15 protein-coding genes are annotated in these 15,518 nt (G+C 39.1%); all 15 read right to left on the bottom strand.

Annotation, left to right across the window (positions count from 1 at the left end):
- Positions 1 to 12 precede the first annotated feature (12 nt).
- Entirely contained in the window at positions 13 to 540 is a 528-nt protein-coding gene (locus tag ACIFPW_RS16415; RefSeq protein WP_194219583.1) for an acyl-CoA thioesterase, read from the bottom strand.
- A 128-nt stretch (positions 541 to 668) separates the two neighbouring features.
- Entirely contained in the window at positions 669 to 1,004 is a 336-nt protein-coding gene (locus ACIFPW_RS16410; protein WP_226615289.1) for a hypothetical protein, read from the bottom strand.
- Positions 1,005 to 1,298: 294 nt separating this feature from the next.
- On the bottom strand, positions 1,299 to 2,489 hold the full coding sequence (locus ACIFPW_RS16405) for a PDZ domain-containing protein (RefSeq protein WP_430245877.1): 1,191 nt from the start codon (positions 2,487 to 2,489) through the stop codon (positions 1,299 to 1,301).
- A 248-nt stretch (positions 2,490 to 2,737) separates the two neighbouring features.
- On the bottom strand, positions 2,738 to 4,177 hold the full coding sequence (locus ACIFPW_RS16400; RefSeq protein ID WP_430245880.1) for a S41 family peptidase: 1,440 nt from the start codon (positions 4,175 to 4,177) through the stop codon (positions 2,738 to 2,740).
- A gap of 158 nt (positions 4,178 to 4,335) precedes the next feature.
- Positions 4,336 to 5,691, bottom strand: a complete 1,356-nt coding sequence (locus ACIFPW_RS16395) for a murein hydrolase activator EnvC family protein (protein WP_430245875.1) — start codon at positions 5,689 to 5,691, stop codon at positions 4,336 to 4,338.
- Between the two features lie 52 nt (positions 5,692 to 5,743).
- Positions 5,744 to 6,637 carry a permease-like cell division protein FtsX gene (ftsX, locus tag ACIFPW_RS16390; RefSeq protein ID WP_430245873.1) on the bottom strand — a complete coding sequence of 298 codons (894 nt, stop codon included), beginning with the start codon at positions 6,635 to 6,637 and terminating at the stop codon, positions 5,744 to 5,746.
- Positions 6,627 to 7,313 (bottom strand): cell division ATP-binding protein FtsE, encoded by a 687-nt coding sequence (gene ftsE, locus ACIFPW_RS16385; RefSeq protein ID WP_430245871.1) that lies wholly within the window; start codon positions 7,311 to 7,313, stop codon positions 6,627 to 6,629. The genes ftsX and ftsE overlap by 11 nt, the downstream gene beginning before the upstream one ends.
- Before the next feature lie 359 nt (positions 7,314 to 7,672).
- Entirely contained in the window at positions 7,673 to 8,053 is a 381-nt protein-coding gene (locus ACIFPW_RS16380; protein ID WP_430245869.1) for a c-type cytochrome, read from the bottom strand.
- Between the two features lie 89 nt (positions 8,054 to 8,142).
- On the bottom strand, positions 8,143 to 9,015 hold the full coding sequence (locus ACIFPW_RS16375) for a YitT family protein (RefSeq protein WP_303534350.1): 873 nt from the start codon (positions 9,013 to 9,015) through the stop codon (positions 8,143 to 8,145).
- A gap of 289 nt (positions 9,016 to 9,304) precedes the next feature.
- Positions 9,305 to 10,409 (bottom strand): peptide chain release factor 2 gene (gene prfB, locus ACIFPW_RS16370; protein ID WP_430245867.1). Its coding sequence is split into 2 segments (ribosomal slippage): positions 9,305 to 10,336 and positions 10,338 to 10,409, totalling 1,104 coding nucleotides; the frame shifts between segments, so codons are not numbered across the junction.
- A gap of 72 nt (positions 10,410 to 10,481) precedes the next feature.
- Positions 10,482 to 12,995: a preprotein translocase subunit SecA gene (gene secA / locus ACIFPW_RS16365; RefSeq protein WP_430245865.1), complete on the bottom strand. Its 2,514-nt coding sequence runs from the start codon at positions 12,993 to 12,995 to the stop codon at positions 10,482 to 10,484.
- 219 nt (positions 12,996 to 13,214) lie between these two features.
- Complete coding sequence (gene hpf / locus ACIFPW_RS16360; protein WP_194218748.1) at positions 13,215 to 13,778, bottom strand: ribosome hibernation-promoting factor, HPF/YfiA family; 564 nt, start codon at positions 13,776 to 13,778, stop codon at positions 13,215 to 13,217.
- Between the two features lie 281 nt (positions 13,779 to 14,059).
- Positions 14,060 to 14,260: a cold shock domain-containing protein gene (locus ACIFPW_RS16355; RefSeq protein ID WP_194218747.1), complete on the bottom strand. Its 201-nt coding sequence runs from the start codon at positions 14,258 to 14,260 to the stop codon at positions 14,060 to 14,062.
- Between the two features lie 140 nt (positions 14,261 to 14,400).
- Complete coding sequence (locus tag ACIFPW_RS16350) at positions 14,401 to 14,793, bottom strand: ComF family protein (protein ID WP_430245862.1); 393 nt, start codon at positions 14,791 to 14,793, stop codon at positions 14,401 to 14,403.
- A gap of 317 nt (positions 14,794 to 15,110) precedes the next feature.
- Entirely contained in the window at positions 15,111 to 15,416 is a 306-nt protein-coding gene (locus ACIFPW_RS16345) for a helicase-related protein (RefSeq protein ID WP_430245860.1), read from the bottom strand.
- Positions 15,417 to 15,518: the final 102 nt, after the last annotated feature.

Genomic DNA, 15,518 nt, shown 5'->3' with positions numbered 1-15,518 from the left:
TAAGAAACGACTTTACAATGTAGTAAACTGAGCTGCATCCCAGGGCTTTGGAGTTCCAAATTCACGAGCTAGCTTTCTACTTTCACCTTTGCGACCTTTACGAATCTCTTTTCGTTCAACAGCTGTTTCATTCAAGAATTTCTCCTCTTCTGTTTCAGGGTAAACACCTGGTACCTCAACTGGATTTCCTTCTTCATCAAGGGCTACAAATGTTAACAGCGCAGTCGCACATACGTGACGTTCACCAGTGAACATTTTCTCTGCAATTGCTTTAACAAAAACCTCCATTGATGTTTTGTGTGTCCACGTCACCATGGATTCAAGACAAACAATGTCTCCTTGATTAATCGGATGAAGAAAATCCACTGAATCAGTTGATGCTGTTACACAGGGTCTTCTTGAATGACGAGTTGCTGAAATAAGAGCAACGTCATCAATGAAGGCCATCAGTTGACCCCCAAATAATGTTCCATGAATATTTGTATGAGTCGGATTGACTACGGTTGCTTTAGCCGTTCTTGACTCATTGGTAGACTTCATATTTGTATCTTCGAATACATTGTCCATTCTAATCACCTTTTCTTTCTTAATGGCTCTGCTAATACACTACCCTAATCGAGTAAATCTGTGTTGTTAGTAACAAATGACAAAATTCAACCCTTTATAGCTTATTTACTATATTTAAATCCTTTTTCACTAATCCGAGTAATAGGATAATCTTTTGACTCTGCGAGCATTTCAAGGATATTAAAAAGGGATGACTTTGAAATAGTGATTCTATAATGCTTCTCTAGTAGATCTGTCAGGTAAAGCGGCCCCATCGCCACTTGAGAACGTTCAAGGGTTTCTACGATTTCGGAAATTGGAGCTCTTGTAACGACAGACGCGCTACCGTGCATTTGATTCATAATTGTCTCACGCTCTATTTCAAACTTTTGAAGCAACTTCATTTCTCTTTCATTAAGATCCATTAATTGTTGCTGCAACTGCTTTTCTCCAGTCATTGCGACATGCTCCTTTACGTTAAGAATGATCAAAGTGTAGCAAGCGTTTTGCTAACATACAAGACATAGAAAATCACTGTAAACGCAATCATCCAAGGGATGAAACGGTTTTCTAACTTCCATATATTTCTTGAATAGAACCTATAACTAAATGGCATAGAAACAAGTGCAACTTTATTGTTGAAATAGGTTTAATTCTATAAGTGACAAAGAGAAACATAACTTTTGCTATTTAACGAAAAATAGCATAACAAAAAAGAAGAAAGCCTCAGCCTTCTTCTAACGATTCGTTTATTATTGTGCTTCCTCTTGCTCCTCAAAACGATTTTCTTTTACAAATAGCAAACCAAGCTCATGATGAGTATTATTATAAAGCGCTTTTTGCTCAAACCTAACTTCTCCATTAACATCAAGCACTTCCATTTTACAAAAAGCGGCATTACGTTGAAGAGCCGTATAAAAATCTACACCTTTTCCTAAAGGTAGCCCATTCACCTTAGAAATGACTTCGCCAACTTGTAAGTTCATTTGATCTGCAGGTGAGCCAGGGAGAATTCCGAGAATAACAAGTCCTTTATTTCGTTCATTGAAATAGGCAGGCTTATTTTTACCTCGATGAAGAAGTAAAATACCAGCTCGTCCAAGAATCACTAGAATGATTGCAACTAATGCAATCCATTTATTACTCAAAAAGTAACTCATTAGACCAATTAAGACCGTCGCTCCCCCGAGAAGAGCAACCTGCCTACCATTACTCTTCATCTCTGGAAGGGGTAATGCATGGTGTATAAGCTTTCGAAAGCCAATTGGAAATGGCAATAAGATAAAGGCATAGGTGCCAGCACCAAAATCAAGAAGAGGCCACCATGTAAATGATTCAACCTGACCGACTGGAAGGAAGAGGAATAGTGGTAAAAGCCATAGTCTTTGGACTTCATGGGCCCCCACTAACTTTCCACGTTTACTTTCTACGAGTCTTGGTGACGTCTGTTTCCCGGCATTCATCGTAATGAATAACCCTTCCATGAATACTAGAAAGCCAACTAAAATAGCGAGCGCAATCGGCGATGCATTCCCGACCCCCTCTTGCATCGTATTGAGAGTATCGTTACCGAGATCGATTGGAGTATAAAAAAACGTTGCTAGTGTAGGTAAGATGAACACAAAAGCAGGTGATAAAAAACGAATTTGTCCTGTTACTAAAAGCAAAAATGCTCCGAGACTCATTGCTACGGTGGTACTGAAAGGAATCGTTAAACCAAGCAAAAGATTAAGTATCAGAAAAGCGGCTCCAATCAATAATCCGGGTATGATAGCAAATGGAACATCGTCCAAAACATCATGTACTCTTGTGTGAAAATCTCTTCTATCACGTTTTACTCGTGAAAGGCCGAGCATAAATGCTCCAATAATCGTAATATACGTGAGGGGATGAAGGAAAAAACTAATAATTCCCTTAAGTATTGAAAGGCCAAAAGTGTCCATTTTATATTCCTCCATGCTTGTTAGCAGTTACTAAATGACTGGCTATGTTATATGAATGTTCCGCTCTGTCATGAGAGAATTATCGAAAATACCCTAACATTGCCAAATAATCATGAGACAACCAATCTAGTTTACCTCATTTTGAAAATGTCTTCTACTTGTTCAACGTGCTTATCATGGTCGAAAAAAATTCCGCAGGATTTCCTGCGGAATAGCTTCGACATCAACAGTTCATTTCCTTCTTGAAATTATTTAGCAAGGAGCTCCACCGCTGTCTTAAGCTGCACATCGTTATCAGGATTGCGAATGGAATCAATAATTTTTTCCTGAAGTTTCTGCGCAGTTTTTTCATCTATTTTCCCAGTAATATTTATATCATTCGAACGTTGGAAAGCTTTTACTGCTGTAACTGTTTTATCACTAAAATAACCGTCTTTGCGTCCCGGTTCAAAACCAAGACCTTTGAGCATGATTTGCGCAGACTCTACTTGCTCGCTGTTCTGATCAAATTCTAACGTCTTTTCAGTAGATAATGGATTTACATAGAAGTAATCAGGCTGCTTTGCTTCAACCGTTGGCTCAATTCCTTCTTTATGAATCCAGTTGCCATCTGGTGTTAACCATTTAAACATTGTCAGTTTAATATTACTGCCATCTCCAAGGTCTAGCGTTGATTGAACCGTTCCTTTACCAAATGACGTTTCACCGACCAAATCATAATCGCCTGCTTCTTTAAGCGCTCCGGCAAGAATTTCTGCAGCAGATGCACTCCCACGATCAATAAGTCCTACGACAGGATAATCTTTTTTCTCTTCAAGAGTAGAAACAGAACGCTGTTTCTCTCCTTCACGATCTTCAATTTGAACGTAAGGTTTGTCATTAGGAATCAGTTCTTCCGCCATATCCGAAACAACATTTAACAGGCCTCCTGGATTATTACGAACGTCAAGTACCAAACCATCAATGTCCTGTTTTTCTAATTTAGTCAACTCTTCTGAGAAGCTTTTAGCTGTATCCTCTGAGAATGAAGTGATTTGCAAGACACCGATTGTTTTTCCGTTTTCTTCTACCGTACTTGCACGGACCGTTTCGATAGGAATCTCATCACGCGTCACTTCTACCTTCATAGTCTCTGAAGCGCCTGGGCGTTGAACGCCGAGCGTGACAACCGTGCCTTTCTCCCCACGAATCTTTAATACGGCATCATACAAATCAAGTCCTTCTGTGCTTTCACCGTCGATCGTCATGATTTTATCATTCGGACGGAGGCCTGCTTTCTCAGCAGGTGAATCTTTATAAGGTGACACTATCGTTACTCTTCCCTCAGTCATATTCACTTCCGCCCCGATTCCCTCAAAGGAAGAACCAAGAGATTGGCTAAATTGCTCGGCTGTTTTAGGGTCCATATAGACTGAGTAGGGATCTTCAAGAGTATCTACCATTCCTTTAATAGCTCCATCTAACAACTCTTTTTGATCGACATCATTTACATAGCGATCCTGGATTAATTCATAAGCTTTGTTAATTTTCGTTAGCTCTTCTGTCTCTATTTCATTACCGGAACCAAGAGTTAAAGATTGAGTGCTCCCTTCAGGCTCGTCCTGTAATAAAGTGAAGGCCGCGTATGTACCACCTGAACCGATTACAAGGGCGATCACGACAAGTAAAGCGACAACTTTCCCCTGTATCTTCATTGTACTCACCTCTTCTAATTTGAAGGAAAAGGCACCCCATCATAACGATGCGATGCCTTTTCATCTTATTGTACTATATGATTCAGTTGTTTTCATTATGTTTCCATCTCAAATTGTGAGGGGGAAAGCCCATTGAAGCGAGGCTCATCTAATTATCGAATGTAATTCATTGGGTCAACAGCATTTGACTTACTAGAGTTCCATGAACCTTTGTGAATTTCAAAGTGTAAATGTTGTCCAGTTGAATGACCAGTATTCCCCATTGTACCAAGGTAAGTTCCCTGACTTACTGACTGACCTGTAGAAACTGCGCGATTTTGCAAATGAGCATACACTGTTGTGTACATTTGACCATTGATACTATGCGTCAAGAATACTACATTACCGTATGAATCTGAATGATAAGATTTTAATACTGTTCCATCTGCAGCAGCTGATACTGGGTTTTGACCACCTTGAGCAATATCAATTCCTGCGTGGAACGTTCCCCAGCGGCGGCCTAATCCAGATGTAATTGGACCAGCAGCAGGCTTAATGAATGTTGCGTTACTAGAAGGCGCTGGTGCTGGCTCAGGAGTTGGCGCCGGTGCTGAATTTGAACTGCTTGAACTATTTGAACTGCTAGACTTGCTTGAGCTTGCCGCTGCTTCCTTTTTCGCTTGTGCTTCAGCTTCAGCTTTTTCTTTTGCCGCTTTAGCTGCGGCTTTACGCTCTTCTTCAGCTTTACGAGCTGCTTCTTCAGCACGCTTAATCTCTTGCTTTACTGCTTTTTCTTGAGCTGCTAGAAGTTCAGCAGTTTCATTTAAGTCCATCATATGATTATGAAGATCGCCTTCTTCTTCTTCAAGGGACTTCATTAGCTTATCTTTTTGTGCTTTTTTAGAATCAAGCTCTTTTTTAAGATCTTCAAGCTCTGCTTTATTCTCTTCAAGAGAGGCAAGTTTCTCTTCTACTTGAGCTTTCTTTTCTTCTACTGCCTGCTTGTCCGCTTTATGCTCTTCAAGAATCTTTTTGTCTTGATCAGCAATTGTATTAAGAGCAAGAACGCGTTCTACTAGATCACCAAAATCAGTAGCACCAAGTAAAACTTCCATGTAATCAACTGTTCCGCCACCGTTTTGTTGCATAGAGCGAATGCGATCTTTCAATAACTTATCACGCTCAGCAATACGGTCTTCTAAAGCGCTAATTTCTTCTTTCAACTGATCAATTTCAGCATTTGTATCTTTAATTTCCTTCTCTTTCACTGAAATCTTCTCATCCGTTTCAGCTACTTCTTTGTTTAACTGTTCAATTTCTGCTCGAACATCTTCTTGCTCTGCTTTCACGTCCGCAAGTTCAGATTCCTTTTGCTCAAGCTCTTCCTGGTTTGAAGACTGCTTTTCTTTGACATTATTAAGTTGATCATCAAGATTTGCGGCTTCAGTCGTTTGTGGAAGTGCTGCAGTTGTTAGTCCGCTTAAACCTAGAGTCAATGTTAGAGCCGTTGCTAAAATTTTACGCTTCAATCTTTGTTCCTCCCCCAAAATAGATGAATCTATTTATCTCTTAATTTTCATTTTAAACTTTTAAGAATTTACGCATCGATGTAAGACTTCCCCATACTCCGATAATCACACCGAGGATAATTAACAACCCTGATAGCTGGTAAACAAACGGTGTTACCGGTAGTAAATCGATGAATAAAGTTGGGAAACGATTTGCTATTAATTCAATTAAATAGTAATAGCCGTAGATTAGAATTCCAATTGGGATAATCGAGCCGAAAATTCCAATTAGGATACCCTCTACTAGGAATGGCCATCGAATGAACCAGTTCGTTGCTCCCACTAGCTTCATAATTTCAATTTCATGACTTCTGGCAACAATTGTTAGTTTAATAGTATTAGAAATGAGGAACATGGCTGTAAATAGTAATCCAACCACAAGGGCCAGTCCAACATTTCGTGCGATCTCAAGAACTTTAAAAAGTCTGTTCACCGTATCTTCTGCAAACTCAACATCTTGTACATTTTCTAGCTGCTTAATCTCTTCAGCCACTGCCGTTACATTCTTAGGATCTTTGGTTTTGACCAGGAATGCGTCACTTAAAGGATTTTCTTCTCTTAATGACTCGAACACTTCACCTTCATCCCCAAGGTTATCAATTAAATTATCCAATCCTTCTTCTTTAGATTGATAAGTAACAGATTCCACTTCAGAAATGTTCTCGATCCTAGACTTAAGTTCATCTTGCTGTTCTTGCTGAGCCGTTAAATCAATAAATGCGCTGATTTCAACATCACTTTCAAGCTGATCACCAAAAGCATTTAAATTAAGAAGCAATGCGAGACAAACGCCGACTAAAAGTAGTGTAACGGTAACCGCAGAAATCGAAGCGAAGGTCATCCAGCCATTTCGACCAAGATTTTTGAAACCTTCTTTTCCGTGGCGACCAAACGTTTTAATTTTCATACCCGTACTCACCTCTTGCTTCATCACGGGTAACTATACCGCCATCAATTGCAATAACACGTTTTCTGAATGTATTCACAATATCCTTATTATGGGTTGCCATAATAACAGTTGTACCGCGATTGTTGATTTGATCTAGTAAATCCATAATGCCCCATGCAGTTTCTGGATCCAGATTCCCGGTAGGCTCATCTGTTAGCAGAATGTGAGGGTTATTGACGATCGCTCTTGCTATTGAAACCCTCTGCTGTTCCCCACCTGAAAGTTCGTCTGGTAAGAACCTTGCTTTGTTTTTCAAATTAACGAGACTTAGCGTTTCCATGACTCGCTTGCGCGTATTTGCTTTACTTTCCTCGATGACTTCAAGAGCAAAAGCGACGTTCTCATAAACGGTTAATCTTGGCAAAAGTTTAAAGTCCTGAAAAACAACGCCGATTTCGCGACGTAGCTTAGGGATGTACTTACTCTTCAATTTGCCAACATCTTTTCCATTAATTACGATTTTTCCACTTGTAGGCTTTTCTTCCCGATACATCATTCTCATAAATGTTGACTTACCGGCGCCACTTGGTCCTACTATGTAGACAAATTCACCTTTATCAATTGTAATATCGATACCGTTTATGGCTTTGATTCCATTGTCGTATGTTTTCCAAACATCTTTCATTTCGATCAAACTGTACCACTTCCTACTTGCTTAAATTCTCGATGCAAATTCTTAGGAGTTAGTTTTATTATTGGTGTTTTTATTTTTGATTAGTTCCTTTACATCTGAAGATATTATAACAAACAAATTCGCTATTTTAAGACAAATTTTTATTACATTTTTATTTCAAGACTCTCTTGATCTGACATCTTCTGCAATAATACATTAATAACTAATAGATTATTACACAATTATCTATGCTTAACTTTGTCAAGAAGGGAAATACAAGAGATACCCTCTCTCCTTCGTAATATTACATCCTCCTTTTTCCAAGTTTATAATCAAAAATACGACAATAAAAAAAGCACTATTCAGTGCTTCTTCTCTACTTATTTCATATCCGCTAGCCAGCTTGCTACGTTTTCTTCCACTTCCGTATCTCCACGTAAAATATTCCCAGGCATCTGCCCTTTCCCGTTTTGAATGACAGAGAGAATCTCATCTTTCGATAACCGTGAGCCTACATTTGAAAGTTGTGGCCCTACTTTCCCCTCAAGGTTGTCTCCATGACAGCTTAAGCAATTCGTTTGATATGTAGCTTCTGCGGCATTAGCATCATATTCACCAGAAGCTTGGCCTGCATTCCCATTTTCTAAGTTACCTTCTTTTGAAGAGCCCTCATTCTTGCTATTTTCATTATTACTCGCACCACATGCAGCTAAACTAAAAATCAGAACAACTACAAACAGAAACCCCATCCACTTCTTCATTATCTTCACTCCTCATATATACTGCCACCCACTGGACAAAGTAAAAACCTCACCTCTAATGGAGCTCACTTTCATTTACAATAGCCGGCTTACTCTCTTTTAAAACCTTCTCCTAGCACTTCAGTGGCGTTGGATACAATCACAAATGCTGAAGGATCAACCCCCTTCACGAGCTCTTTTAGCTTTGTAACCTCATTTTGCGCAACAACAACCATTAAGATGGGACGCTTATCATTGGTGTATCCACCCTGACCTGAAATTCTTGTCACACCTCGATCTATTACAGTGATGATTCCTTCACGCAGCTCTTCTTCTTTATCTGAAATAATAAGAGCCATTTTCGAGTAGCCCAATCCTAGTTGAACAACATCAATTGTTTTACCTGTTAGATACATAGCAATAAGGGCATAAAGTGCTTCTTCTAGGCTGAACACAAACGCTGAAGCAACGACAATTAAGCCATCAATCATAAATACACACGTTCCGAGCGAAACTCCTGTATACTTGTTTACAATTTGTGCAGCAAGGTCCGTACCTCCAGTAGAGGCCTTTCCCCTGAATACAATTCCAAGGCCAATCCCAACTCCAAGACCACCGAAAAGGGCACCTAATAACGGATCTGTTGTCGCTGGTTCTACGTTCTCTGTCAATTTTACGACAAAAGGTAAGAAGAGAGTTCCGACCAAGGTTTTTGGACCATACTTTTTCCCCAGAAAAATTAAACCACTTATAAACAATGGAATATTAAAAGCCCACTGGACATATGCCGGTTTCCAATCAAAGACTCCTTTTGTAATGGTACTGATCCCGCTTACCCCACCAGAAGCTATGCTATTAGGGAGTAGGAAAAGGTTAAAGGCAATCGCCACAAGGGCGGATCCTACCATAACGCTTAAATATTCAAGTATCTTATGTGCTGGTGAAACCTTTCTTGCTGTAAATTTCGCTAACGTTGCTATCATAACTGCATTCACTCACTTACCTCTATGATTTAAGTCACTGCTCATTTCTAAGCAAAAGCCTTCAGTAGTATATCATCGGGCATATGGGGTGTAAACCGCATTGTAGCAGCGCGTTATCAAGTTGAAGCACTTCTTTCTCCCTTTATACTTTGCCCCATTTATGACAGAAACATGAAGAAGCGATTGGTGATCACAAAGGGTAAACGACCGAAAAGTAAACAACGTACACTAACATAGCCTTTAAATAAAAAAAGCCGACCTGATTCTACAGGTAGGCTTGAAGTTAGTTTCAATCATTTAAACGAGAACGGAGAAAAGCATCAATAAATGGATCGAGATCGCCATCCATGACAGATTGAGTGTTCCCAACTTCCATATTTGTACGATGATCTTTTACCATACTATATGGATGGAAAACATAAGATCGAATTTGACTACCCCAGCCAATTTCTTTCTGCTCGCCTCGGATCTCATCGAGCTCTGCTTCTTGTTCTTCAATTTTCAATTGATATAGCTTTGCTTTCAACATTTTCATGGCCTGTTCTCGGTTTTTAATCTGAGAACGTTCTCCCTGACAACTAACAACTACTTTAGTAGGAAGGTGCGTGATTCGAACGGCAGAGTCAGTCGTATTAATGTGCTGACCACCAGCACCACTCGCACGATACGTATCGATCTTCAAATCTTCTGTGCGAATGTCAATCTCAATTTCATCATTAAATTCAGGCATTACTTCGCAAGAAACAAAAGAAGTATGACGTCTGCCGCTTGAGTCAAATGGTGAGATACGAACAAGGCGGTGGACGCCTTTTTCTGCTTTTAAATACCCATAAGCATTATGACCTTTAAAGTTTAACGTAACACTTTTCACACCAGCTTCATCACCAGGGAGGTAATCAAGCGTTTCAACTTTAAATCCTTTTTTCTCACCATAACGCGTATACATTCTAAGAAGCATCGATGCCCAGTCTTGTGATTCTGTACCACCAGCACCCGGGTGAAGTTCAAGAATCGCATTATTTTTATCATGCTCTTCGCTTAGAAGAAGCGTAAGTTCAAATTGATTGACTGCTTTTTTTAGATCTTTAATTTCTACTTCAAGATCTTCAAATAACTCCTGATCGTTTTCTTCTTTCACAAGTTCATAAGAAACTTCCAAGTTCTCATATTCTTCTTGAAGAGAATCGAACTCATTAACAGCTTCTTTTAGAGAATTTGATTCATTAATCACTTTTTGAGCGGCATTTTGATCATTCCAGAAATCTGGATCAGTCATTTGAATGTCTAATTCATCGATACGGGCTCTTTTATTTTCGAGGTCAAAGAGACCCCCTAAAGTCGTTTAATCGTGTTTCAATTGTGTTTAGTTCGCTTCTAATTTCATGCATTTCCATCGTCTTCACCTCAAGTTTTTCGTTATTTTACATAGAATAAGCAGGTGTTCAGCTTTGAACACCTGCCCGGCATTATTCTGCTTTGCCGTGACAATTCTTATATTTCTTGCCACTACCACAAGGACAAGGATCATTTCGTCCAATATCCTGCTTTTTCTTAACAGGTTTTGGCTTCGAGCTTCCTTCTTCTTTTGGATTAACGGCTTTGCCTTCTGCTACTTTTTCTCGCTTTAGATTACTTTCAATCTGAGCTCTCATAATATAGGTAGAGACTTCTTCTTCTATCTCTGTAACCATGTCCTCGAACATTTCAAATCCTTCAAATTGATACTCGCGTAAAGGATCATTTTGTCCGTAAGCGCGCAAGTGAATTCCCTGACGGAGCTGATCCATTGCATCAATGTGATCCATCCATTTACGATCAACACTGCGCAGAAGAATAACTTTTTCGAATTCACGCATGCGTTCCGGTTCGAATGCAGCTTCTTTTTCATCGTAATTTACTTTCATTTTCTCAACAAGAAGTTCTACGATTTCTTCCTTATCAAGGCCTTTGATATCTTTCACTGTTACCTGGCCTTCTTGAAGGAAGATACCTTTCGCGTGATCAATAATTGCTTGATGATCCCACTCTTCTTGAATATCCTCATCACCTGTATGAGCATCAACGATACGTGTAATAACAGAAGTCAGCATCGTTTCGACAATTTCACGTAAATTATCTGATTCAAGTACTTCTGCACGTTGAGCATAAATGATCTCGCGCTGTTGTCTCATCACATCATCATATTGAAGAAGCTGCTTACGAGCATCATAGTTATTACCTTCGACGCGTTTTTGTGCTGACTCCACTGCTCTTGATACAAGCTTGGATTCAATCGGCTGATCCTCTTCCATCCCGAGACGGTTCATCATGTTCATCATATTATCCGAGCCAAACCTTCTCATTAGCTCATCTTCCATAGAAATATAGAACCTTGATTCACCTGGGTCCCCTTGACGTCCTGAACGTCCGCGAAGCTGGTTATCTATTCTTCGGCTTTCATGACGTTCCGTACCTAAGATAAAGAGACCTCCAAGATCAAGTACACCTGTTCCTAATTTAATATCTGTACCACGTCCAGCCATGTTTGTCGCGATCGTTACCGCACCTTTTTGACCAGCAGATTCAATAATTTCCGCTTCACGAGCATGGTTTTTGGCGTTTAGTATATTGTGAGGAATTCCGCGTTTCTTTAGGAATTGCGAAATCAACTCAGATGTTTCTACCGCCACTGTACCAACAAGAATGGGTTGTCCATGCTTATGACGCTCTTCAATTTCTCTAGAGAGTGCCTGGAATTTACCGTTAGTGGATTTATAAACGAGATCAGGATAGTCCATACGAGCAATTGGCTTATTCGTAGGAATCGCAATAACGTTCATATTGTAGATATTCCGGAATTCTTCTTCCTCGGTTTTGGCTGTACCTGTCATACCAGAAAGCTTTTCATACATTCTAAAATAGTTTTGGAATGTAATCGTAGCTAGCGTCATACTTTCACGTTGGATTACAAGACCTTCCTTCGCTTCAATCGCTTGATGAAGTCCATCGCTATAGCGACGTCCCGCCATTAAACGTCCAGTAAATGAATCAACGATTACAACTTCCTCATCTTGAACAACATAGTCCATATCGAGTTGCATGATAAAATTAGCTTTCATCGCCTGATTAATATGGTGGTTTAGTTGTACATGTTTGTAATCATATAAATTCTCAATAGCGAAGAATTTTTCTGCTTTCGTAATCCCATCTTCCGTTAATTGAACGTTCTTTGTTTTGATATCAACATTATAGTCGTCTTCTTCTTTTAGTGTTCTAACAAATTGGTTCGCTTGAATGTATAAAGTGGTGGACTTCTCAGCACTCCCAGAAATAATAAGGGGTGTTCTTGCTTCATCAATTAACACGGAGTCAACTTCATCAATGATGGCATAATGAAGAGGGCGTTGAACCATTTCTTCTTTATATAAGACCATGTTGTCACGCAAATAATCGAAACCAAATTCATTGTTTGTTCCATACGTAATATCTGCAGCATAAGCTTCGGCTTTTTCTTCTTTTGACAGTCCGCTAATGTTTAGTCCAACTGTTAAACCAAGATAGTGGTAAAGTTCTCCCATTTCTTCAGCGTCACGCTTCGCAAGATATTCGTTGACCGTAATAACGTGTACACCTTTACCAGTTAAGGCATTAAGATAAACAGGCATTGTGGCACTAAGGGTTTTACCTTCACCTGTTTTCATTTCAGCAATATTTCCTTCATGAAGAGACGCCGCTCCCATAATTTGTACTGGAAATGGACGCATACCAAGAACACGTTCAGATGCTTCGCGAACGGTAGCGTACACTTCTGGTAACATTTTATCTAGATCTTCACCTTTTTGAATCCGTTCTTTGTATTCTTCCGTTTTGTTACGGAGCTGATCATCAGATAACTTCTTCATTTCATCTGAGAAAGTCTCTACTTGATCTGCAATCTTCTGTAAGCGACTAACCTGACGTTCATTGCCATTGGGTATGATTTTTCGTAATAAACCTTTCATCAAAACGCTCCTCTTTTGTTGTCAGTAGAGTGCTATCATATATCTAACTAAACTAAGAATTTTTTATACTATGTAGTTATTTTAACAATTAGTTGCTAGAGGCACAAGAAAGTAAAAAACCATGCCTTCTTACAACTATATTAATGTAGATAAAAAAACAAACTTCAGCACATATTTAAAGGGCAGGGGTGATCACCCCTGCCCTTGTTTATTTATTCGTTAATCTTGCTCAATCAATCCGTATTTACCATCTTTACGACGATAGACAACGCCTGTGCTTCCTGTAACAGCGTTTGAGAAAACGAAAAAGCTGTGTCCAAGCATGTCCATCTGAAGAATTGCTTCTTCAACGTCCATCGGCTTGAATGTAAAACGCTTTGTTTTCACTACTTGTAGATCGTCATCCTCATCCATATCAGCTTCAGCAACACTTGTTGTTGTAGGGTTTAATTCATCGCGGAACATATATTTAACGCTACCTTCCTGACGGAATTTGCGATTAACTTTTGTTTTATGCTTGCGAATTTGTCGTTCAAGCTTCTCAACAACTAAATCAATTGCTGCATACATATCCTGATGCTCTTCTTCTGCTCGAAGTAGAAGGTTTGGCATAGGGATGGTTACTTCAATCATTTGTTGATCGTTATAGACCTTCATGTTTACATGAACATCGGTATTAGGTGGAGTATCGAAATACCTTTCAAGTTTACTTACCTTCTTCTCAGTATATTCTCTCATTGCAGGTGTAACTTTAATGTTTTCACCACGGATGTTGAAATTCATCATGTGGCACTCCTCCTTCCATGCTATAACTATATTATTCGTTATACCCCCTCTATTACCCTCTATAAACTTTAAAAAATCACAAATATTTTTACGTTTTTTTCACAAAACACTCTAAATTCCGACATTTTTTAACAAATACATACATATAAGGGCTTATCCTCCTATTATATAACCCGATCGATAAGCTTAATCTAAAAAAACATCAGTATAAACTAAAATAGCTTTTAAAAATAAAAAGCCCCTATCAAATGATAGGAGCTTTAAGCGATTAATTTAATTTAAGATACTTTTTCTACGTTAGCAGCCTGTGGTCCACGAGCTCCATCAACAATCTCGAATTCAACTGTTTGGCCTTCTTCAAGGGATTTGAATCCTTCCCCACTGATTGCTGAAAAATGAACGAATACGTCGTCGCCATCTTCTCTTTCAATAAAGCCAAATCCTTTTTCATTGTTAAACCATTTTACTTTTCCCTGCATCTTGTTCAACATTCCCTTCAAAAATCTTCATGGCAGTGCCATATATTTATTATACGTTTATATTTACACACTGGCAAAGGGGTGTTTTTGTTGATATAACTCGAATGAAGGCGTTTTCTTGAATATTTTTCGACATTGCTTTATCCCCTGCTTAATGTAAGGGAATAAACTTCAGATGCACCTGCATTTCTTAGGGTGAGCGCTGCATAGTGAATGGTTGTTCCCGTTGTATAAAGATCGTCTAATAAAAGTATCTTTTTTCCATTTAGTGCAGATCCTTCTGTTACGCGAAACATGTCTTCTGTACGATTCATTCTTTTTTCTCGGGACAATTTACTTTGCTTTTCTTCGTTTTTGATTCGGATCAGTGGTGACTCTTGTTCAAATGATGTCCCTTCAATCCAAACCTCACATTGATTAAAACCTCTCTCATAGAGTCTTTCCTTACTAGTTGGCATTGCAATAACTTGATCGATAAAGGGATAAGATTTCTTTAACTCTTTTTGAATCAACTGTGAGAATACTCTTCCCACTTCAACATCCCCTCTAAATTTATAAAGAGCAAGCGTGTTTTTCAAAAAAGCATTGTATTCATAAAACGACTTATTATGGATAAGAACTTTTCCCCATCCTTTTTCCTCCCACTTTCTACAATCAGAACAGAACTGATTTTCTACAAATTTACTAGGAAGTTTATTTAGAGGCCGCCCACATTTCCGACATAAGTCTCCCTCAATTAGCACAAGTTGCTTACGGCACAGCTCACAACAATCCGGGTCACTTTTTATTCCGACCAACCAGCTCCAGGATACATTTCGACTTACATCTTCCCCGCACATAGTACAACGATTTAATTGAGCCAACCTTTCTCCCTCGCTTCAACATTCATTTTCTTAATTTGTTTTATAGCCTCTAACATGGCATTTGTTTTACCATAATGAAAAAAGCGAACATCTCCATCTGGGAATCTCTTACTTCTTCCAGCTCTTCCGGCAATTTGCACCAGGGCACTCTCTGTAAATACCTCATCCTCTGCTCCTAGCACGGCTACTGATATATTTTCAATCGTAATGCCTCTTTCGAGAATAGTCGATGAGAGGAGAATAGGGATTTCTTTTTTTTCGAAAACGGAGAACTTTTTCGGCTCGATTTTCATCCTCAGAATGAACAGATTCACATCGGAAGTGATTTTTTTCAAATACAGCTTTTGTTTGATTAATGATTTTTATGGATGGAAGAAATAAGAGGACGGGCTTTC

The organism is Pseudalkalibacillus sp. NRS-1564, from assembly GCF_050467905.1.
Taxonomy (GTDB): domain Bacteria; phylum Bacillota; class Bacilli; order Bacillales; family Guptibacillaceae; genus Guptibacillus; species Guptibacillus hwajinpoensis_B.
This window is presented reverse-complemented; position numbering and strand designations above follow the sequence as displayed.